At 63.7% G+C, this 20,321-nt stretch carries 15 protein-coding genes and 1 pseudogene; 6 read left to right on the top strand and 10 right to left on the bottom strand.

Annotated elements, in window-relative coordinates; all coding sequences use genetic code 11:
• The 3 genes and pseudogenes from J2X38_RS00080 to J2X38_RS00070 form a co-directional block, all read right to left on the bottom strand.
• On the bottom strand, window positions 1-942 hold the full coding sequence (locus J2X38_RS00080; protein WP_017502073.1) for a LysR family transcriptional regulator: 942 nt from the start codon (window positions 940-942) through the stop codon (window positions 1-3).
• Window positions 939-2,105: an efflux RND transporter periplasmic adaptor subunit gene (locus J2X38_RS00075; protein WP_079390201.1), complete on the bottom strand. Its 1,167-nt coding sequence runs from the start codon at window positions 2,103-2,105 to the stop codon at window positions 939-941. Before J2X38_RS00075 ends, J2X38_RS00080 begins: the two co-directional genes overlap by 4 nt.
• Before the next feature lie 185 nt (window positions 2,106-2,290).
• Window positions 2,291-2,485 (bottom strand): annotated as a pseudogene (locus tag J2X38_RS00070) (P-type conjugative transfer ATPase TrbB); the annotation flags it as partial.
• A 402-nt stretch (window positions 2,486-2,887) separates the two neighbouring features.
• Here J2X38_RS00070 and J2X38_RS00065 point away from each other — a divergent pair.
• Genes J2X38_RS00065 through J2X38_RS00055 form a run of 3 tightly spaced genes read left to right on the top strand, consistent with a single transcriptional unit; the run spans window position 2,888 to window position 8,616 of the window.
• Complete coding sequence (locus J2X38_RS00065; protein WP_017502070.1) at window positions 2,888-6,070, top strand: efflux RND transporter permease subunit; 3,183 nt, start codon at window positions 2,888-2,890, stop codon at window positions 6,068-6,070.
• Complete coding sequence (locus J2X38_RS00060; protein WP_017502069.1) at window positions 6,063-7,226, top strand: efflux RND transporter periplasmic adaptor subunit; 1,164 nt, start codon at window positions 6,063-6,065, stop codon at window positions 7,224-7,226. The genes J2X38_RS00065 and J2X38_RS00060 overlap by 8 nt, the downstream gene beginning before the upstream one ends.
• Window positions 7,213-8,616 carry an efflux transporter outer membrane subunit gene (locus J2X38_RS00055; protein ID WP_017502068.1) on the top strand — a complete coding sequence of 468 codons (1,404 nt, stop codon included), beginning with the start codon at window positions 7,213-7,215 and terminating at the stop codon, window positions 8,614-8,616. Before J2X38_RS00060 ends, J2X38_RS00055 begins: the two co-directional genes overlap by 14 nt.
• Window positions 8,617-8,810: 194 nt before the next feature.
• Here J2X38_RS00055 and cueR read toward each other — a convergent pair whose 3' ends face one another.
• Together cueR and J2X38_RS00045 are read right to left on the bottom strand one after the other, a co-directional pair.
• Window positions 8,811-9,254: a Cu(I)-responsive transcriptional regulator gene (gene cueR, locus J2X38_RS00050; protein ID WP_017502067.1), complete on the bottom strand. Its 444-nt coding sequence runs from the start codon at window positions 9,252-9,254 to the stop codon at window positions 8,811-8,813.
• Window positions 9,251-11,770 (bottom strand): heavy metal translocating P-type ATPase, encoded by a 2,520-nt coding sequence (locus tag J2X38_RS00045; RefSeq protein WP_017502066.1) that lies wholly within the window; start codon window positions 11,768-11,770, stop codon window positions 9,251-9,253. Before J2X38_RS00045 ends, cueR begins: the two co-directional genes overlap by 4 nt.
• A gap of 238 nt (window positions 11,771-12,008) precedes the next feature.
• Here J2X38_RS00045 and J2X38_RS00040 point away from each other — a divergent pair, with 238 nt between their 5' ends.
• From J2X38_RS00040 to J2X38_RS00030, 3 genes are all read left to right on the top strand, one after another.
• On the top strand, window positions 12,009-12,212 hold the full coding sequence (locus J2X38_RS00040; RefSeq protein ID WP_017502065.1) for a heavy-metal-associated domain-containing protein: 204 nt from the start codon (window positions 12,009-12,011) through the stop codon (window positions 12,210-12,212).
• Between the two features lie 114 nt (window positions 12,213-12,326).
• Window positions 12,327-14,156, top strand: a complete 1,830-nt coding sequence (locus J2X38_RS00035) for a copper resistance system multicopper oxidase (RefSeq protein WP_026109362.1) — start codon at window positions 12,327-12,329, stop codon at window positions 14,154-14,156.
• A gap of 119 nt (window positions 14,157-14,275) precedes the next feature.
• On the top strand, window positions 14,276-15,178 hold the full coding sequence (locus tag J2X38_RS00030) for a copper resistance protein B (RefSeq protein ID WP_017502063.1): 903 nt from the start codon (window positions 14,276-14,278) through the stop codon (window positions 15,176-15,178).
• 83 nt (window positions 15,179-15,261) lie between these two features.
• Here J2X38_RS00030 and J2X38_RS00025 read toward each other — a convergent pair whose 3' ends face one another.
• The 5 genes from J2X38_RS00025 to J2X38_RS00005 all read right to left on the bottom strand — a co-directional run bounded on the left by J2X38_RS00025 (window position 15,262) and on the right by J2X38_RS00005 (window position 20,203).
• Window positions 15,262-15,612, bottom strand: coding sequence for a metalloregulator ArsR/SmtB family transcription factor (locus J2X38_RS00025; protein ID WP_017502062.1), 351 nt, complete (start codon window positions 15,610-15,612; stop codon window positions 15,262-15,264).
• A 74-nt stretch (window positions 15,613-15,686) separates the two neighbouring features.
• Entirely contained in the window at window positions 15,687-16,049 is a 363-nt protein-coding gene (locus J2X38_RS00020) for a hypothetical protein (protein WP_228220262.1), read from the bottom strand.
• A gap of 62 nt (window positions 16,050-16,111) precedes the next feature.
• Window positions 16,112-17,137: a cation diffusion facilitator family transporter gene (locus J2X38_RS00015; protein WP_017502060.1), complete on the bottom strand. Its 1,026-nt coding sequence runs from the start codon at window positions 17,135-17,137 to the stop codon at window positions 16,112-16,114.
• A 180-nt stretch (window positions 17,138-17,317) separates the two neighbouring features.
• A complete protein-coding gene (locus J2X38_RS00010) occupies window positions 17,318-18,682 on the bottom strand; it encodes a site-specific integrase (RefSeq protein ID WP_017502059.1) in 1,365 nt (454 codons plus the stop codon).
• A gap of 192 nt (window positions 18,683-18,874) precedes the next feature.
• On the bottom strand, window positions 18,875-20,203 hold the full coding sequence (locus J2X38_RS00005) for a recombinase family protein (RefSeq protein WP_310249786.1): 1,329 nt from the start codon (window positions 20,201-20,203) through the stop codon (window positions 18,875-18,877).
• Between the last annotated feature and the right edge of the window lie 118 nt (window positions 20,204-20,321).

Below are 20,321 nucleotides of genomic sequence, written 5' to 3'. Positions count from 1 at the left end.
CTATTTCTTTTCCGGTTGGTGATGTGATGGCTGCGGCATCAGAATGGGCGGCAGCGAATAGCGACCGGCCACGAGATCAAGGAAGCGCAGCAAGACGGGGTTGTCATTGTCTTCACGCCAATAGCCCGAGAAGCCGATCCGCATATGTCCATGACTGTCGTGGATTTCGCTGAACGTTACGCCTGGCACTTGGATACCCAAGGCGGATTCGGCGACAATCGAGAGACGCCCACCGAGCGCAATGGCGCTCAACATTGTCTCGCGTCCGATATCCTGCATGTCGATCTCTGGCATGCAACCGGGGACCCCAAGTTTGCCCATGAGGATGTTTCGGGTCTCTGGGCCGGGATCTCGTTCGGTCAGCAAAAAGTGTTCGCCGGTCAGGTCGGGCCAATGGATGCGTTCGCATTGGGTGAGTGGATGGCCTGCCGGCATTGCTACAAATATGCGCTCACTCCAGAAAGAACGGCTCATCAGACCCCGATAGGAGGCCTCCCCAATCATGATCGCGATATCGAGCAGGCCATTCTCGATCCCGGCCAACAGCATATCCCGATCGCGTTCAAAGCCGGATACTTTGACCTCGGGGTGGCGTTCGCCGAACTCGCTGAGCGTTGCCCGCAAGTTGCCGGCGGAGAAGGACGTATAGAAGCCTACGGCCAGCTTGCCGACGTGGCCGTTGTTCGTGGCGCGGACCCAGTTGTTCAGTTCCTCGAACTCCTTCACGATGCGCTGTGCCGTTCGCAGATAGGTTCTGCCATTCGGAGTCAGAGTGGCACCGCGGGTCTTGCGGTCGAACAGCGCCATGCCTAGCCGCTTCTCGATTTCGAGGACGTGTCGGCTGAGCGTTGCTTGCTTGATATTTATGCTGCGCGCCGCGCGACTGAAGCTACCGGCCTCGGCCGCCGCAATCAGGTAGCGGAGCTGGCGCAGCTCAATCACCGGGCTAACGGATCATCAGGCGGTGTCGTGAACTCCGTCCAGCCGCCACCCAGCGCCTTGTAGAGATTGATGAGATTACTGAGCCGCACCAGCTTGGAGCGGACCAAGGCTTGCTGTGACCCGTAAAGCGTGCGCTGCGCGTCGAGCAGGGCGAGGTTGTCATCCTCGCCTGAGTTGAGCCGCTGTTCCGCGAGCCTGTAGGCATTGCGGCTGGCATCGACCCGCTGCGTTTCCGATCGGATTTGGGCGTCCAAGGTTCCTTTGCCGGCGAGCCCGTCAGCCACGTCGCGGAAGGCGGATTGGATCGCCTTCTCATAGTTGGCGATTTCGATCCGTTTCTGCACGTCCGCGCGATCGAGGTTGGCTCTCAGCGCGCTGCCGCCGAAGATTGGAAGCGGCAGGGTGATGCGCGGCATGAAGCTCCATGCGCCCGACCCCGATGAGAACAGATCGTCGAGGCTCGCGCTCGCCGTTCCCGCCGAGCCGGTCAGACTGATCGTCGGGAAGAACGCTGAGCGGGCAGCGCCGATATTCGCGTTGGCGGCGCGCAGCGTATGTTCGACCGCGCGGATGTCGGGTCGGCGCGCCAGAAGGTCCGAGGGCACGCGATCGACCCGGCCGCCGACCGGCGCCGTGACCTGCGTAAAGGAAAGGTCGAGCCGTGCGGCGGCTACGGCCGCGCTACCGGCCTGCACCTGTGCGCGTGCGGCGTTCCGCTGCGCCAGCGCGTCGTCATAAGTCTTGCGCGAGATTGCGCCGGTCGCGACGAGTTGTTCCGAGCGGGTGAAATTGCTTTCGGCGAGCGTTGCGGAGGCTTGCGCCTGACGAAGCTGCGCCTGCGCCTGATCGAGCGCGACCTGGAATGGTCGCGGATCAATGCGGAACAGAAGCTGCCCCTTCCTGACGAGCACGCCTTCGGGGACATGGACGGAGACGATTGCGCCGCTGACGCGGGGCCGCAACTCGACGCTCTGGGGCGCCGATAGCGAACCGTTGAACTCGGCCGAGGGGGCAAGCTCGCGCACGACAACTTGCGCTACTGGCACTTGCGGCGCTGCCGCCGCTTGTGCGCCCTGATCGCCGCCCGATTTGCTACAAGCTGACGTAAGGCCGCCAATAGCCAAGGCTATGGAAGCCAGGAGAAGTGCGCTTTTTGTCGGCATGATATTGCCTTTCAACTGTGCCGCGCCTTGTTCATCCGTTCCGCGGCGTCTGATCGATTCCTGTTCGCTTTGCGGCTTCCAGCGTTGGCAAGGTCAAGGATTATTTTCAACAATCATTCATATGAATATAGATAAATATGAAAGGATAGGCGATAGGTCGAAGGGGCACGCCGGCATGGCGCGTCGAGCGTCGCAATGCCATCCTTGGTGCGCATCGCGACGAGATTAGGCGCGGCGCATTGAAGCTCGCGCGTGTCCTCAATGATGACGACGCGGTCGGGACCCTTGGCGACTTCGGCTAGAAGCGCCGCTTGGTCGGCGGCCATGGTGCCCGACTGCACATAGTCATCGAGCAACGTACCGGCGGCGTAGGTCCGACGTGAGCCCGAAGTGATTCATCCCTTGACCTTCCAAACGTTGGAAGAAGCATCGGTCTGCGGCAACAAACGAATCAATGCGGAAAGTCAGGAATTCCCGGATTCCTGAAGCCGTCCCTCAACCGCCGACGCCGTCATCGGCTTCTCCGAGCGCAAAAATGACGCTGCCATTTGCTCGTCATCGCCACGGCCAGCTCATGGTGGTGCTTGACTGCATCGAGTTGACATCAAACAAATGAACACATATTCATGTGCACATCTTATGGCTCCGTTTGAGATCGACATGCCCCATTCCCACAGCCACCACGATCACGATCACGCAAGACGGGAGCATGCCCATTTTCGCGATCTCGCGGGAGGACGTGCGATGCCTAGCAAGTCACCTATGTTTCGGAACCAGCCACGATGATGGCGCTCGTGCGGGTCGCGCTAACGCGACCGCTGACCTTCATCGTGATGGCCGTGCTGATCTTTGGCCTCGGCATCCTGTCCGTTCTGAGGATGCCGGTCGACATCTTCCCGCGCATCGGCGTGCCGGTGATCGCGACCGCCTGGACCTATAATGGGCTGTCGCCCGAGGACATGGCCGGACGGATCATCAATCCGTTCGAACGCGTGCTGACCACGACCGTCAACGACATCGACCGGATCGAGAGCCAGTCGATGAACGGCGTTGGCGTCGTGCGGATTTACTTCCAGCCAGGCGCGGACATTCGCACCGCGACCGCGCAGGTCACGTCGATCTCGCAGGCCATTTTGCGTCAGCTTCCGCCGGGCATCTCTCCGCCGTTCATCGTCAACTATGACGCCTCGACCGTGCCGATCGTCCAGCTCGCCCTCTCCGGCGAAGGGCTGAGCGAACAGCAGCTCTACGATCTCGGCGTCAATCAAATCCGCCCGCAGCTCATCACCGTGCCGGGCGTCGCCATGCCCTTCCCATTCGGCGGCAAGCAGCGTCAGATACAGATCGACATCGACCCTGAGGCGCTGCGCGCTCGCGGCCTGTCCGCCGGCGACGTCGCGGCGGCGATTGCCGCGCAAACCCAAATCATCCCGGCGGGCTTCGCCAAGGTCGGCGGCCTGCAATACACCGTCAGGCTCAACAATGCGCCGGGCTCGGTCGAGCAGTTGAACAATCTGCCAGTTCGCGTGGTCGACGGCGCGACGATCACCATGCGCGACATCGCCCAAGTCCGCGACGGCGCGCCGCCGCAAATGAACATCGTCCAAGTCGAAGGCCAGCGGTCAGTCCTGATGACCGTGCTCAAGAGCGGTGCGGCCTCAACCATCGATATCGTCAATACGGTTCGCGAGCGTATCCCACAGATCACCGAGGGCCTCCCGGAAACGCTGCGCGTCCAGCTTATCGGCGACCAGTCGGTGCTGGTGAAGGCGGCCGTCTCCACCGTGGCCTATGAGGGTGTGTTGGCCGCCGTGCTGACCTCGCTGATGATCCTGCTGTTTCTGGGATCGTGGCGATCGACGATCATCATCGTGACCACGATACCCTTGGCGATCCTCGCCGCGTTGTTGGCGCTGAGCGCGACCGGCCAGACGATCAACATCATGACGCTGAGCGGCTTGGCTCTGGCCATCGGCATATTGGTCGACGACGCGATGGTCACGATCGAGAACATCAACTGGCACCTTGAGAAAGGGAAGCCGGTTCTACGCTCGATCATGGACGGCGCGGCGCAGATCGTGACGCCCGCCTTCGTGATCGTGACGTGCATCTGCATCGTCTTCGTGCCGATGTTCTTCCTGCCGGGCGTCGCAGGCTATCTGTTCGTGCCGCTGGCACTGGCGGTGATCTTCTCGATGATCGCCTCGTTCATCCTGTCGCGCACGCTCATCCCGACGATGGCGATGTATCTGCTACGCCCGCATCGGGAGGGCGAAGAGGCCGAGCGCGCCCGCTCGCGCAATCCACTCGTCCGGTTCCAGCATCGCTTTTCGACCGGGTTCGACAGGCAGAAGGACCGCTTCGGGCGGGTGCTTTCCCGCGTGATGTCCGCACGGCGCATCTTCATCCCGGCGTTCCTCGGCGCGATGGTGGCGTCGCTGCTGCTCATTCCCACACTTGGCCGCGACTTCTTTCCCACTGTGGATGCTGGGCAAATCACCCTGCATGTGCGCGCGCCGGCAGGCACGCGCATCGAGGACAGCACGGCGCTGATCTCGCGGGTGCAGACGCGGGTGCGCGAATTGATCCCCGCCGAGCAGGTTGAATCGGTCGTCGCCAATGTCGGAATGTCCTCCGCGCTGCTCAACGTCATCTACAACAATACGGGGACGGTGGGACTGAACGAGGGCGATATCCTCATCTCGCTCGGGCGGAACCGAACCGCGACGGACACGCATGTCGCCACTTTGCGGCGCGAGCTGCCCGTGAGCTTTCCGGGCGTTGATTTCTCCTTCCTGCCTGCCGACATCACCAGCCAAATCCTGAACTTCGGCTCGCCAGCGCCGATCGATATCCAGGTGCGCGGCCGGAATCTCGCGGCGAACGAAGCTTATGCGCAAGCGATCCTCAAACGCGTTCGGACCGTGCCCGGCCTCGCCGACGCCCGACTCCAGCAATCCTCGCGCGCGCCGCAGCTCAACATCGACATCGATCGCTCGCGGATCGCGCAATACGGGCTCAACCAGCGTGACGTAACCACCAGCGTCGCGACCGCCCTAGCCGGCACGCAGCAGTCTGCGCCGGTTTACTGGCTCAATCCCGAAAACGGGGTGTCCTATCCTGTCGTGGCGCAAGTCCCCGAACTGGAGGTCGACACGATCGCTGCGCTGGAAGCGCTGCCGGTTTCGGCGACGGGCGCCGGGGAGGCCCAGACGCTGGGCGGTCTTGGCGCCGTGACTCGCAATACGACCATCAACGTAGCGAGCCGAGCAGACATCCAGCCGGTCATCAACATCTATGCCACGCCGCAGGCTCGCGACCTGGGCGCCGTGGCCGGCGACATTCATCGCATCATTGCCGAGATGGATGCCGAGCGCCCGGCCGGCGTAACCGTCACGCTGGCGGGACAATATGAGACGATGAACCACGCCTTCTCCGGTCTCGCTTTCGGGCTGATCGGCGCGATTATCCTCATCTACCTCGTGATCGTCGTGACCTTCCAGAGCTGGATCGACCCGCTGGTCATCATCGGCGCGCTGCCGGCCGCCTTCGCCGGCATCGTCTGGATGCTGTTCGTGACCGGCACGACCATCTCCGTGCCCGCGCTCACCGGCGCGATCATGTGCATGGGCGTCGCCACCGCCAACTCCATCCTGGTGGTCAGCTTCGCACGCGAACGCCTAGCCGAGACCGGCGACGCCACCCGCGCCGCGATCGAGGCGGCGGTGGTCCGTTTCCGCCCCGTGCTGATGACCGCGCTCGCGATCATCATCGGCATGACCCCCATCGCGCTCGGTATCGGCGAGGGCGCCGAGCAGAACGCTCCGCTCGGCCGCGCGGTGATCGGCGGCTTGATCTTCGCAACCGTGGCGACACTGCTGCTCGTGCCGGCGCTGTTCAGCATCGCCCATCGCAAGGGCGCGCCTTCCTCACCCGCAAGGGAGCTTGAACTCCAGCATGTCTGATCCAACCCCAAAGAAGCGCGCCGGCCTTTATCTCGGCGCGGCCGGTCTCGTGATTGCCGCACTGGTCGGAGGCGGCCTCGTTTCGCGCGGCATGGCCGAAAGCGAACAGGCAGCCATCGCGGCCGAGAACGCGCTGCCCACCGTCAGCCTGGTTCAGCCCCGCGTGTCCGAGGGAGGCGAGATCGTGCTGCCGGGCAGTCTCGATCCCTATAATCGCGCCGCGATCAACGCGCGGGTGAGCGGCTATGTGCGCGAATGGCGCGCGGACATCGGGGACCGGGTGCGGCGCGGGCAAACGCTCGCCATCCTCGATGCGCCCGAGATCGACCAGCAGCTCGCGCAGGCCCAGGCGGCCTATCAGACCGCGGCCGCTGATCGCGGGCTGGCCGAAACCACGGCGGCGCGCTGGAACAATCTGCTCGAAAAGGACGCCGTGTCCCGGCAGGAAGCCGATGAGCGGCAGGGGCAGTTTGCCGCTGCCGATGCGCGCGCACGGGCCGCTCAGGCGGACGTCGGCCGGCTGAGGGCGCTGACCGGATTTACGCGGCTGACGGCGCCGTTCGATGGCGTCGTCACCAGCCGCTCGGCCCAGCTCGGCGCCTTGGTCCAGACGGGCGCGCCGGGGGTGGAACCCTTGTTCACCGTTGCCGACGTCAGCCGCCTGCGCCTCTATGTGCGCGTACCGCAAGCTTTTTCGGGAAGGCTGGTGCGCGGCACGCAAGCGATGTTCACCGTGCCTGACAGACCGGGCGAGGTGTTCGAGGCCACACTGTCCCGTCTCTCCGAGGCGGTGGACCGCCAATCCGGCGCAATGCTGGTGGAATTTCTGGTCGATAACGGCGCTCGACGCCTGAGACCCGGCAGCTACGCGGAGGTGCGGGTGTCCGTGCCTGGCGGCGCCGAAACGGTCCAGGTGCCGGCGAGCGCCCTGATCCTCGGTTCCGACGGCGCGCGGGTCGCCGTGGTCGATGGCCAGGGTCAGGTCGCGCTTCGGGAGGTTGCGGTGGGTCGCGACCAGGGCGCGACCATCGAGATTATCTCGGGGCTACGTCCAACCGACCGCATCGTTCAGACCCCTCCCGACGCGCTGGCCACCGGCGACAAGGTCCGGGTAGTTCCCGCACGGCAACCGGCGGCTCCGAATGCGCAGCGCTAGGATAGCATTCGTCGCCGCGATCGGCCTCGGCGGCTGCGCCACCCTGCCGCCGATGCAAACGCCGGCAATCGAGACCCCGGCAAGCTTCCGCCATGTGGAAGGATGGACGACGGCCGCGCCCGGCGATCATCTAGACCGTGGCGAGTGGTGGCGCGGATTCGCGGACCCGGTGCTCGACGAGCTGATGGCGCGGCTGGACGAGCGGACCCCGACGCTCGCGGCCGCGCTTGCCCGTTACGACCGGGCGTTGGCGGCGGCACGGCTCGACCGCTCCAACCAGTTGCCGAATGTCGATCTGACCGGCGGGGCTTCGCGCGAGCGGCTTTCAGCCGGACGATCGATCGGAGCTGGCGAGCCCGTAATCGCGAACCAGATCCTCTTCGGTGTTGGTCTCGATTATGAGTTGGACCTTTGGGGCCGGGTCCGCAACAGCGTGCGCGCCGCTACGGCGGATGCCGAAGCGCAGGAGGCCGCCTTGCGCTCGGCGCGGCTCAGCCTTCAGGCTTCGGTCGCCGATCTCTATGTCCAACTTCGCGCCGTCGATGCCGAGCAGGTCCTGCTGACCAGGACCGTGGCCGCCTATGCGCGCGCCGATGATTTGATCCGCACCCGCCACGAAGGCGGCATTGCCTCTGGCGTGGACCGTAGCCGATCGACGGCCCAGCTCGCCGATGCCCGCGCCCGTCTGGAGGCGCTACGGGCGCAGCGCGCGGGGATCGAGAACCGGATCGCGGCGCTGGTTGGCGAGAGCGCCTCTGTTTTCGCCATCGATCCCGCGCAACGAAGCCTTGCGCTGCCTGACCTGCCGCCGTCCCTGCCCTCCGAACTTCTTCAGCGCCGTCCCGACATCGCCGAGGCGCAGCGCCGCCTGGTCGCCGCCAATGCGCGGATCGGCGTCGCGCGGGCCGCCTTCTATCCGCGCATCAGCCTCGGGCTCGGCGCGGGGTATCAGGCGGTCGAGGCGCCGATCGTCAGCGCGGATACTGGTTTCTGGGCGCTCGGGCCGATCACCACGATCTTCAATCTGTTCGACGGTGGCGGACGGCGAGCGCGGCTGGCCATCAGCCGGACGGACTATGAAGAACTCGCCGCGGGCTACCGCCAGACCGTGCTGGATGCGTTCCGGGAGGTGGAGGATGCCCTGTCTCGCATGGATGCCTTGACGGGTCAGGATCGCGAGCAGCGCATAGCCGCCCAAGCGGCGGCGCGGGCTGAGAGCCTGGCGCTTGATCGCTATCGCGACGGCGCGGCCGACTATCTGGAGGTGACGACGGCCCAAACCGCCGCGCTCGCCGCGCAACGCGCCAGCATCACGGTCGAATATGATCGCGCCCGAACGGCAATCGCCTTGATCCGGGCGCTGGGAGGCGCGACCCCGGACGACACATGACGGAGAAGCGCCGCCCTTCACGACGAGACCTACTGCAAATCGGCGGGGTGGTCGCCATAGGTTATGGCGTCAGCGTTTTTCTGAAGGCGACCGCACCACTCGGGATCAACGCGTCCGCTTGTTGTCGGACTTGTTGACCACGGCTTAGCGGGAGCGGCGCCGCATCGTGGAGCGGTGTCGAATATCTGATTCGTTTACGGTCGGTGCCGAAGGCGGCCCGTTGCCGCCGGCACGGATGCTGGCGCGGCGCCGGGTTCCTCCAGATCGGCAAGGATCGGGCAGTCAGGCCGATCATCGCCCGCGCAGCAATCCACCAGCGTTCCGAGCGTCGCGGCCATCTGGTTCAGATTTTCGATCCGCTCCTGAAGCTGGGCGATATGGGCCTGCGCGATCCGCTTCACATCGGCGCTCTGGCGGGCCTTGTCCCGCCAGAGGCTCAGAAGATCGTTGATCTCCGCGACCGAGAAACCGAGATCACGCGCCCGCCGGATGAACCGCAGCATATGAACATCCGATGGCGAGTAATCGCGATAGCCGGAGTCCTTGCGATCGGCTTTCGGAATGAGGCCGGTCTGCTCGTAATAGCGGATCATCTTGGCGGAGACGCCCGACGCCTTGGAGGCTTGTCCGATGTTCATGCCGTTCCTCCTGTCTCGCGTGGCTGAAAACCGCGCAGGCGCAACGAATTACCCAAGACGAAGATGCTCGACATCGCCATAGCACCCGCCGCGAACACCGGCGAGAACAGGATGCCCAGGCTCGGATAGAGCACGCCTGCCGCGACCGGGATCAGCGCCGTGTTGTAGGCGAACGCCCAGAACAGGTTCTGGCGGATATTGCCAATCGTCGCGCGCGACAGGGCGATGGCCGTCGCCACACCGTTCAGATGGCCCGACATCAGCACGACATCGGCCGCCTCGATCGCGATATCCGTGCCGGTGCCGACCGCTAGGCCGATATCGGCAGCCGCCAGCGCGGGCGCATCGTTGATGCCATCCCCGACGAAGGCGACGCGGCCATGCTCGGCCTTGAGCCGGGCTATCGCCTCCACCTTCCCTTCGGGCAGGACTTCGGCGACCACTTCGTCGATACCGAGCTGGCGGGCGATAGCCTCGGCCGTCATGCGGTTGTCGCCGGTCAGCATCGCAACCTTGAGGCCGAGCGCGTGCAGCGCCGCGATGGCTGCCGGCGTGGTCGCCTTGATCGGATCGGCCACCGCGATGATCGCGGCAAGCCGCCCGCCAATGGCGGCATAGAGCGGCGACTTGCCTTCCTGCCCCAACCGCTGTGCTGTCTCCGCAAAGGCGGCCACGTCCAGCCCAAGCTCGCGCATGTAGCGATCGGCACCGATCTGGACCAGCTCGCCACCCGCCACCGCCTTGACACCGAAGCCGGTGATAGAGTCGAAGTCGGTAATCGCGGGCAGCGCAATACCTTCCGCCTTGGCCGCGTCGACGATTGCGCGGGCGATCGGATGCTCCGACTTGTCCTCGACAGCGGCGACCAGACCCAGCACCGCCGCCCGGTCGAAGCCGTCCGTCACTTGCAGGTCGGTGAGCGCGGGACGACCTTCGGTCAGCGTGCCGGTCTTGTCGACCGCGACAACCCTGGCGTCCTTCAGCAGTTGCAGCGCCTCGCCCTTGCGGAACAAGATACCCAGTTCCGCTCCGCGCCCGGTGCCGACCATGATGGCGGTCGGCGTCGCCAGCCCCATAGCGCAGGGGCAGGCGATGATGAGCACGGCGACCGCATTCACCAGTGCAAAGGTCAGTGCGGGCGACGGGCCGAACCACAGCCAGGCTGCGAAAGTCAGCGCCGCCACACCGAACACGGCGGGGACGAACCACATCGTCACCTTGTCGACCAGCGCCTGAATCGGCAGCTTCGATCCCTGCGCCTGCTCGACCATGCGGATGATCTGCGCCAGCATCGTCGCGCCGCCAACGGCGGTGGCGCGGAACGCCAGCGCGCCCTGCTGATTGACGGTGCCGCCGACCAGCGTGGCGCCCTCAGCCTTGGCGACCGGGATGGGTTCGCCGGTGATCATCGACTCGTCGACATAGCTCTCGCCCTCGGTCACTTCGCCATCGACGGGGATGCGCTCGCCGGGACGCACTTCGATAATGTCGCCGGTGATGACCTCGCTAATGGAAACCTCGAACACCGCGCTGTCGCGGCGCACGCGGGCGGTCTTGGCCTGCAATCCCACCAGCCGCTTGATCGCTTCGGAGGTGCGGCCCTTTGCACGGGCTTCGAGGTAACGGCCCAACAGGATCAGCGCAACGATGACCGCCGCCGCTTCATAATAGACGTTGACCGTCCCGGCGGGCAGCAGACCGGGCGCGAAAGTCGCGACCAGCGAATAGCCGTAGGCGGCCAGCGTGCCGACGGCAACCAGCGAGTTCATGTCCGGCGCCAGCCGCGCCAGCGCGGGCAGGCCCGCCTTGTAGAAACGGATGCCGGGGAAGGCGAGCACCAGCGTCGTCAGGACGAACTGGAGATACCAGCTTGCCTGCATGCCGATCGTGCGGTCGATCAAGCCATGGACGCCGGGAATGACGTGGCTGCCCATTTCGAGCAGGAACACCGGCAGCGCCAGTACGGTCGCAAGGGTGAGATCGCGCTTCAGCGCCCGGCGCTCGGCGTCCTTCCGCTCGGCCGCTTCCTCGTCGCCAGAAACGCTGGCCTCAATTGGGCGCGCTGTATAGCCCGCGCCCGCGATCGCTGCGATGAGCGCCTCAACATCGGCCGCGCCGCGCACGCTCGCGCGTTCGGTCGCTAGGTTGACTATCGCCTCGGTGACGCCGGGGACAGCTTTGAGCGCCCGCTCCACGCGACCGACGCAGGATGCGCAGGTCATTCCCTCCACCGCCAGTTCGATGCCGGCGACAGATGGCACGCTGTAGCCGGCGGCCTCGACGGCCCGCACCAGCGCCTTTCGGTCGACGGCGGCGTTTGCTCGAATGTCGGCGTTTGCTCGAATGTCGGCGCGTTCGGTCGCCAGATTGACGCTGACGGACTGTACGCCCTCGACCTTGCTCAGCGACCGTTCGATGCGGGCCACACAGGACGCGCAGGTCATGCCCTCAATCGGCAAGCTGATCGCCGAATCGATGGATTCGTCCGAATCTCTCAGGGTTTCTGCGGCTATCATGGCTCGATACTCCACACTTCACGATTGGAATTTGTCGCAAGATGCAGGTTCCAATGATGGGAAGGTCAAGGGCAAAATATATCCTGACCTGATGAGAGCAAGCCGCCCTCGCAAGCACATGGCTCAACGGTAGGGCCGTGATCTCCTTTCCGATAGCGACCGCGAAAAACGGCCTTGACCCTCCAACGATGGGAAAGATTAGCTTGTGATCCGTTGTCAGGAACAATGGAGATTTCCCATGCAATTCCACGTCGAAAACATGAGCTGCGGTTCATGCATCAAGCACATCGCGCAAGCGATCACCGCGATCGACGCCAATGCGAAGGTCGAGGTGAGTATCGCGGACAAGAAGGTCACGGTCGATACCGTGGCTAGCGCGCAAGCTATCGAAGTCGCGCTCGCCGAGGACGGCTATCCCGCGCGCGCTATTGAAGTGGCATAGGGAGGCGTAGCCATACCACCAGGTCCGACCGGGCGGATGACGGCTGTCGTCCGTCCGGCATTTCCGGCCCTTGTTCCCGTTTCCGAAAATCGGGCACCTGCAGGACATAGAGACATGACACCATTCATTGAGCGCAGGTCGTTTTTACGAGCGGGAGCCATCGGCATAGCCGGACTCGGCATCACGGGGCTTGTTCCCGCCTGGGCCAGAACCGGCTCGACCGGGCTTGTACCGACCCTGCCCACACTCTCGGGCGAGGATATTCACCTCAGGATTGCCAATACGCCTTTCACCGTAGGCGGGCGGACCGGTCACGCCGTGACTATGAATGGTGTATTGCCCGCGCCGCTGATCCGGCTGCGCGAGGGGCAGAATGTGCGGTTGCACGTCGAGAACACGCTCGACGAGGACAGCTCGATCCACTGGCACGGGCTGCTCGTGCCATTCCAGATGGACGGCGTGCCCGGCCTCAGCTTTCCGGGGATCAAGCCGCGTTCGACCTTCGTCTATGACTTTCCGTTGCTGCAAAGCGGCACCTATTGGTATCACAGCCATAGCGGCCTTCAGGAACAACAGGGCCATTATGGTCCGATCGTGATCGATCCCGCCGAGCCCGATCCGATCGCTTATGATCGCGAGCATGTGATCGTGCTGAGCGACTGGACGTTCCTGCATCCGCACGCTCTCATCACCAAGCTCAAGGCGGAAGGCGGCTACTTCAATCGCCAGAAACAGACATTGTTCGGCATGATGAAGGGCGGCCCCGAGGAGGAAATGTCGGCATCGGACCGCGCCATGTGGGCGCAGATGCGGATGGACCCCACCGACATTTCCGACGTGACGGCCGTCACCTACACCTATCTCATCAACGGTCATGGCCCGCAGGAGAACTGGACCGGCCTGTTCCGTCCCGGCGAGCGGGTGCGGCTGCGCTTCATCAATGCCGCCACCATGACGATCTTCAATATCCGTATCCCCGGCCTGCCGATGACGGTGGTCAGCGCCGATGGCCAGAATGTCCGACCCGTAACGGTCGACGAGTTCCAGATCGGCAATGCCGAAACTTATGACGCCATCATCGAACCCGCCGAGGACAAGGCGTTCACGCTGGTGGCGGAATCGATCGATCGTTCCGGCATGGCGAGCGCCACGCTCGCATCCCGTATGGGGATGACGGCGCCGATTCCGCCGCTGCGCCCGCGTCCCACGCTCACCATGAAGGACATGGGCATGGGCGGCATGGACCACGGATCAATGGCGGGAATGGACCATAGTGCCATGGGCCATGGCGCGATGGCGGCCGGGGCAGACGCGGTGACAGCAGACCATGGCGGGATGGATCACAGCGGCATGGATCATGGCGGTTCCCATTCGATGGGCGGCATGAACATGCGTGACAAGTCTTTGGTTCCCGACAGCGTCAAGGTCGGTGTGGGCGTGGACGCCATCGCCATGGCGCCGGTCGATCGCACCGGCGATCCGGGGCTGGGCCTCGAAGATGTCGGCCATAAGGTGCTGACCTATCGCGATCTGATGTCCTTGACGCCCAATCCCGACACGCGCCCGCCGCAGCGCACGGTCGAGGTCCACCTCACCGGCAACATGGAACGGTTCATGTGGTCGTTCGATGGCGAGAAGTTCAGCGAGGGCGTGGAACCGATCCGCTTCGAGCGCAATGAACGCGCCCGCGTTACCCTCATCAACGACACGATGATGACCCATCCCATCCACCTGCACGGCCATTTCTTCGAACTGGTGAACGGTCATACCGGCAGCTATCCGCGCAAGCACACCGTCAATGTGCTGCCGGGCGGCAAGGTCAGCTTCGACCTGACCGCCGATGCGCCCGGCGACTGGGCGTTTCACTGCCATCTGCTGCTCCACATGCACGCCGGGATGTTTCGCGTCGTCACCGTCCGTCCGCTCGACGGAGACGCGGCATGATGCGGCTCGTGGGCATCGCTCTCCTCGCCGTCGCGACTCCCGCTTGAGCGCAACACGATCACCGGAGTCATGCTGGCGCCTCACAGCAGGACCCGGCCGATTCCCATGCGGGGCATCGTATGGACGGTGCCGAAGGCAATCCCCATGCGGGGCACGACATGCCGCCGGAACCCTCCGCAGCGCCCGATCCTCATGCCGGCCACGCCATGCCTTCAGCCGCGCCGATGGAAGCGCACCAGGCCCATGCAGGCCATGAACCGGGCATTCCCGACCCGCCGGTGCGCGGGCCATCGGCGGCGGCCATGGGCGGCCCCGATCACGCCGCCGATGCCATATTCGGCGCGGCGGCCATGGCTCCGGCGCGCGAAATCGTGCGCCGCGAACATGGCGATATCAAAAGCCACAATATCCTGATCGATCAGCTCGAAGCCGTGATCGGCAAGGGCAAGGACGGCTATGCCTGGGACGTGCAGGGCTGGTATGGCGGCGATATCGACAAGCTCTGGCTCAAGACCGAAGGCGAAAGCCACTTCGACGACAGCCCGGAAAGTGTCGAGGCGCAGGCGCTCTGGAGCCACGCGCTCGATCCGTGGTGGAACCTCCAGGCCGGCATACGCCACGATTTTCGGTCCGGACCGGACCGCACCTACGCTGTCATCGGCGTTCAGGGCCTTGCCCCTTACTGGTTCGAGATCGACAGTGCGCTGTTCCTGTCCGACAAGGGTGACGTCACCGCGCGAATCGAAGCGGAATATGACCAGCGCCTGACCCAGAAGCTGATCCTCCAGCCAACCGCCGAACTGAACTTCTCCGCGCAGGACGTTCCCGAGCTGGGCATCGGTTCCGGGCTGTCCACCGCCGAGTTGGGGTTGCGTCTGCGCTACCAGTTCGTGCCGGAGTTCGCGCCCTATATCGGCGTGAAATATGAACGCGCCTTTGGCGACACGGCGGATTTTCGCCGCGCCCGCGCTGAAAGCAGAGGTGGGTGGAATTTCCTGATCGGAATCCGGTCCTGGTTCTGAGGGATATGGTTATCGGACCGGCGGGCCTGATCGAGGTGCGCCGGTCCTCCTGTCTTTCTGTGAACAAATATTACTGGGCGCGATCATTCGTCGTCGTGATCCTCATCCATATGGCTGGCCATGTCGATGAGCATGGTGCTCACATGGGCATCCGCCACTTCATAGAATATCTGCTTGCCGTGTCGCTCGCTACGGACGAGGCGCGCGCCGCGCAGGAGGCGCAGATGGTGGCTGACCAGCGTTTGCGACAGATCGAGGCTTTCGGCGATGTCGCCCACCGATCGCGGCGTTTGCAGGCAATAGAGCAGAATACGCAGGCGGGAGGGATCGCCCAGCAAGCGGAAAGTTTCGGCCAGGATCGTTACGTCGTGGCTCGACAGTCCCTGAGAATGCTTAGGATTGCCATGATCGTCAGAGTTGGTGGTGTCGGACATCAGGAGCCTCTTATACGTGAATATATGACGATGTGTAGATTTATGATCCTTCTAGGGCCAGCCTTGACCACCCGCTAGCCAACCAATTGCCGGTTTTCCTCGATCATCCCCTTGCACTTGTGGAACCGGCTTGCCGGAGCAGCAGCGGAATGAGGCTCGTCGCGATTACCGGGAAAATCAGCCAATTGATCGCCATCCAACCCGAGCTGTGCAAGATCGTGCCGGCAAGAAAGGAAACAGCCGCTGTGGTCGCGAAGGCCGAGTCCGAACAGGCTGACGGGGAAGGTAACCCAGGCGGGATCGGGCGAGAGTTGCTGACCGACCAGCCCGCCGAGCGACATCACGATCGGCGGGCTGGCGCCGCCCAAGGCTTGCGCGGCAGTGAGAACAGCGATGTTCCTGCGGGCGTTTGGTTCCCGTTCATTGCCAAGAGCCACCTTCAGGCACCGGGAGGCAGTCTGACAGAGCATTTCAGATAGGCTGCACCAACGTCCGCCTATCAGTGGGAGCAAGCGTGTTTCACGCCGCCGTGGCTGTGGCTGGGATGGTCGTGCCCAGGTCCGCGTCCCTCATCCCGCTTGCTGCCGGGAGCGAGGCTGCACGTCTCGCCTTCCTCGTTCCAATCCACCGCTACAGTGGCGTGCTCGATCTCGAAATGGCTCTCCAACTCGCGTTCCACTGCACGCACCACTACGCGGGCCTCGGTGTCGTTCGCCGGTCGGACGTGCATCGTCGCCAGCGTGCGGCCCGACGTGATCGACCAGACATGGATATGGCCGACCGCAGCCACGCCCGGCACATGCTCCAGAATATGGCGCTCGATCTTCTCCGGCGCCGCGCCGTCGGGCGCGCCTTCGAGCAGGATGTGCAGCGACTTGCCCGCCAGTTTCCATGCGCTACGCAGTACCAGCAGGGAGACGACCACCGACAGGATGGGGTCGATCGGCGTCCAGCCCGTCAGGTAGATCACGATCGCCGCGCCCACGGCGCCGACCGAGCCGAGCAGGTCGCCCATGACGTGGAGCGCCGCGCCCTTGATGTTGACATGCTCGCTGTCGCCGCGCGTCAGAATCCAGAAGACGAGGATATTGACCAGCAGCCCCGCGATCGCGACCCCGAACATCGGGCCGGCAAGGATCGGCTGCGGCTCCTGAAAGCGCTGCCAGGCTTCATAGACGATCCAGCCGACGATCGCGAACAGGGTGACGGCGTTGACGAAGCCGGCGATCACCTCGAAACGCAGATAGCCGAAGGTGCGTTTGGAATCAGCCGCGCGCTGGCCGAAACGGAAGGCGGCATAGGCGAGCGCCAGCGCCGCCGCGTCGGTCATCATATGGCCGGCGTCCGCCAGCAGCGCCAGCGACCCTGAAAGCAGACCGCCCACGACCTCGACCGCCATGAAGGTGAAGATCAGGCCGAACGACAGCAGCACCTTGCGCTCATTGTCGCTGGTGATGGTCGGCGTGTGCGAATGATCGTGGTCGTGATCGTGGCCATGACCATGGTCGGCGTGCGAGTGGGCCATTATCGAGCTTTCATGACATATACATTAAACACATCAATATGTGTTCATATAATGTATGTCAATATGCCTATGTGCCGATGGATAATGACCCGGCCGACCTCTTGTTCTTTAGACAGTTTTGGGGATGAAAGCCGCATCGGTCTAGGAGCGGCCTGCATCCCATACCATCGTGTGCAATTGTCAGGCGGCCAGCCGTTGTGACGTTTCAGCTTGTGCTGTTGAGTCTTGATGGGGCGTCAGAAACCGAACCAACGCAGCCTTACGCGAGCCCCGATCAAGCGCATAATGTGTATGTGTCAGCTCAGCACCATTGAGCAGCGCATGGATGTAGCCGGACACCGTATCGGCCGCCATGACGAGGGCTGCATCGAGCGTATGCACATAACGGCTGGTGATAGAGCCGGTGGCATGGCCGAGAAGCGCCGCGATGGTGATCTCGGTGAAACCAAGGTCGTTCGCCAGGCTGGCGAAGCTGTGGCGCAGTACATGAGCGGTGATGTCCGCCAGCTCCGTCCCGGCGAAGATCTTTTCCCAATGCCGAGGGAAGCTGCCGAACGGCTTGGCCAGGTTCCGCTCGCCGGGAAACACATAGGGGCTGTCGCCGCTCATGTCCCGCTCGTCGAAATACTCCAGCACCGGCAAGCCCATCGGCCGCACGGACTGACCTTCCTTCGTATCCTCGAACCGGAAGCAACTCCCCACGGTGTCGAGTTCCGTTTTGCGCAGCTTGATGACCTCACTGCGCCGGCAACCCGACATGGCGATCTGACGGATCATCTCCACGGTGCGCGTGTAGCGTTCATCCTCGGCGGCATTGGCAAGGATGCGCCCGAGGGCGCGATACTCGTCCTCGTTCAGACGGCGCTGGCGCACGGCGTCCTTGGGCTTGCGGATGCCATGCGCCGGATTGACCTCGATGATGCCCAGGTCATCCCGTGCATAGGTGAAGATGCCACCCAGGAGACCGACGGTGCGGCTAGCGACGCCGATGCCGCCCCGTACGATCGACTTACCGCGCAGTTTCTCCGTCTTCTCGATCCCGCGCGTCTTGCCCGCCATGATGTCCTTCATCATGGTCGTCACGTCGGCCTTGGTGACGTGGGTGACGCGCTTCTTGCCCAGGAGTGGGATGATGTGGCGGTTGATCCGGCCGAGGTCGGTGATCTTGGTGCTGGCCTTCTTCGGCCGCCCGCCCTTGCCGAGGATGCGGCCGGCTTCGAGTTCCGCGATATACAGCTCGCAAAGCTCCTTTACCGAGATCGCCTTGCGCGCGCTGTTCCGGTTTTCGAGGGGATCGTTCCCCTTGGAGACTTCGGCCAGGGCTTGAATGGCCAGCGTGCGCGCTTGCTCGGCGGTGATCTGTCCGTGCCGGCCCAGCTTCATCCGCCGCCGCACATTGTTGGCGTTTCGATAATCGACGAAGTAGGTCCGGGTGCCGGAGGGCAGGACGAAGACGCCAAAGCCCTTCAGCTCGCCGCACCAAACGGTGTATTGACGGTCGCGTGGTTCGGACTTGTCCACGACGGTTTTCGTAAGTTTCGACATAAGTACCTCGCTAGTGCGGGCTCAAAAACTCACCAAAATCTCACCACCGTATCGAAAACTGTGGGTGTCGTTGGCGTAGCACAGAGAACCCTTACGATCAATAAAATGCTGTATAAACAGCGTGTTATCGTACTCTAGCGTTGGATTGGTAAGCCTGTCGTAGCGTTGTGGTTCTAGCTCCGAAGGCGAAGGTCACAGGTTCGAATCCTGTCGGGTGCGCCATTTCGGTTCAAAGGCACGAACGCCTAGCACCGCCGCCTCTACGCCAGAGGCGGCGGTTAGCGTTCGGAGCAGCTCGCTGCGCAGGCCGCGAATACGGACCTCTTTCCGGCTGACCACCTCGACCCGCTGGGCGACCGCCCGCACCTGATCGCGGGCGAAAGTGCCGTCGCCGTTCCGCAGCTTCTTTTTCAGGGCGGCTGCAAAGGCGCGCAGGCTCTCCGGCGTGATCGCCGGGCCGATCTTCACGATATGGGCAAGTGCGCGCTCAGAATCTCCCTTGGCCTGGTCGCGCGTCGCGGTCAGCTCGGCGATGCGATCCTTGAGCGACGGATCGCTTACGTCGATGACGCCATTCTCGATCGCGTCGTAAAGCCGCTTGAGCTTGGCTTCCGCCTCGGTCGCGCGTCGCTCAAGATCGGCGACATGCTCGCGGCGCTGATTCACCCACTCGTCGCGGCGTTCGAGGATCTGATTCATCAGAGCTTCGAGCCGCGCCGGGTCGAGTAGCCGCGCTTCGAGATGATCGACCACGGCCTCATTAAGCCGATCCATCCGCACGGTGATGCCGGGACAGCCGGTCGCGCCCTGTCGCGCCTTCGTCGAGCAAGTGTAATAGCGATATTCCCGCCCGACGCTGCTGGTGCCCGTGCGCAGCGTCATCGCGCCGCCGCAGCAGGCGCAAAAGCAGATGCCGGTGAGCAGCGTCGGGCCGCCCACCGCCATTGGCGGCATCATCTTCGGACTCCGCGCCTTGAGCGACCGCTGGACCGCCTCGAACTCCGTTTCCGAGACGATGGCGGGCACTTCCATGATGGCGTGCTCGCTCTCCGGCTTCGGCGTCCTGGTCTTGTGATCGCGCGTGTTGAAACGGTGCTGGCCGATATAGGTCGTGCGGGTCAACACCTGATGCACCGCGCCCAAGCCCCAGCGCCCGCCGTCGCGGGTGCGGATGTTGTTCTCGTTCAGCCAAGTGGCGATCGACTTGAGGCCCATCGGTCCTCTGTTATCGACGCCATTCAGCGCCATGCGGTAGATGCGCCGCACCGTCTCCGCCTGGTTCGGGTCGATCTCCAGCTTCTTCTTGATCTTTGCGCCGCGCTCGCCCGCCGCGACCACGCGATAGCCGATCGGCGCACGAGCGCCGTTCCAGAAGCCTTGCCGCGCATTCTCCTTCATCGCGCGAAGCGTGTGCTTGCCGTTCTCTTTCGACTGATACTCGTCGAACAGCGTCATGATCTGGCGCATCATCACGCTCATCGGATCGTCGCCCAAGTCTTGCGTGATCGAGACGAGCTTCACCCCGTTCTTCGCCAGCTTGCGGATGTCAAACGGCGTTCAAAAGGGACCCCCGATCGGCGTCGAAGAGGGACCCCCTTTTCGGATAATATGATGCTGGTTTGTTGAAGATGGCCTTGCG

It is taken from the genome of Sphingopyxis sp. BE235, from assembly GCF_031457175.1.
Classification (GTDB): Bacteria; Pseudomonadota; Alphaproteobacteria; order Sphingomonadales; family Sphingomonadaceae; genus Sphingopyxis.
This window is presented reverse-complemented; position numbering and strand designations above follow the sequence as displayed.

What these genes read in the sequence shown, in the direction of transcription:
- J2X38_RS00065 (WP_017502070.1), top strand. Translation starts at nt 2,888, where the DNA reads ATGATGGCGCTCGTGCGGGTCGCGCTAACGCGACCGCTGACCTTCATC.
- J2X38_RS00025 (WP_017502062.1), bottom strand. Translation starts at nt 15,612, where the DNA reads ATGTCCGACACCACCAACTCTGACGATCATGGCAATCCTAAGCATTCT.
- cueR (WP_017502067.1), bottom strand. Translation starts at nt 9,254, where the DNA reads ATGAACATCGGACAAGCCTCCAAGGCGTCGGGCGTCTCCGCCAAGATG.
- J2X38_RS00015 (WP_017502060.1), bottom strand. Translation starts at nt 17,137, where the DNA reads ATGGCCCACTCGCACGCCGACCATGGTCATGGCCACGATCACGACCAC.
- J2X38_RS00045 (WP_017502066.1), bottom strand. Translation starts at nt 11,770, where the DNA reads ATGATAGCCGCAGAAACCCTGAGAGATTCGGACGAATCCATCGATTCG.
- J2X38_RS00055 (WP_017502068.1), top strand. Translation starts at nt 7,213, where the DNA reads ATGCGCAGCGCTAGGATAGCATTCGTCGCCGCGATCGGCCTCGGCGGC.
- J2X38_RS00040 (WP_017502065.1), top strand. Translation starts at nt 12,009, where the DNA reads ATGCAATTCCACGTCGAAAACATGAGCTGCGGTTCATGCATCAAGCAC.
- J2X38_RS00060 (WP_017502069.1), top strand. Translation starts at nt 6,063, where the DNA reads ATGTCTGATCCAACCCCAAAGAAGCGCGCCGGCCTTTATCTCGGCGCG.
- J2X38_RS00010 (WP_017502059.1), bottom strand. Translation starts at nt 18,682, where the DNA reads ATGTCGAAACTTACGAAAACCGTCGTGGACAAGTCCGAACCACGCGAC.
- J2X38_RS00075 (WP_079390201.1), bottom strand. Translation starts at nt 2,105, where the DNA reads ATGCCGACAAAAAGCGCACTTCTCCTGGCTTCCATAGCCTTGGCTATT.
- J2X38_RS00035 (WP_026109362.1), top strand. Translation starts at nt 12,327, where the DNA reads ATGACACCATTCATTGAGCGCAGGTCGTTTTTACGAGCGGGAGCCATC.
- J2X38_RS00030 (WP_017502063.1), top strand. Translation starts at nt 14,276, where the DNA reads ATGGACGGTGCCGAAGGCAATCCCCATGCGGGGCACGACATGCCGCCG.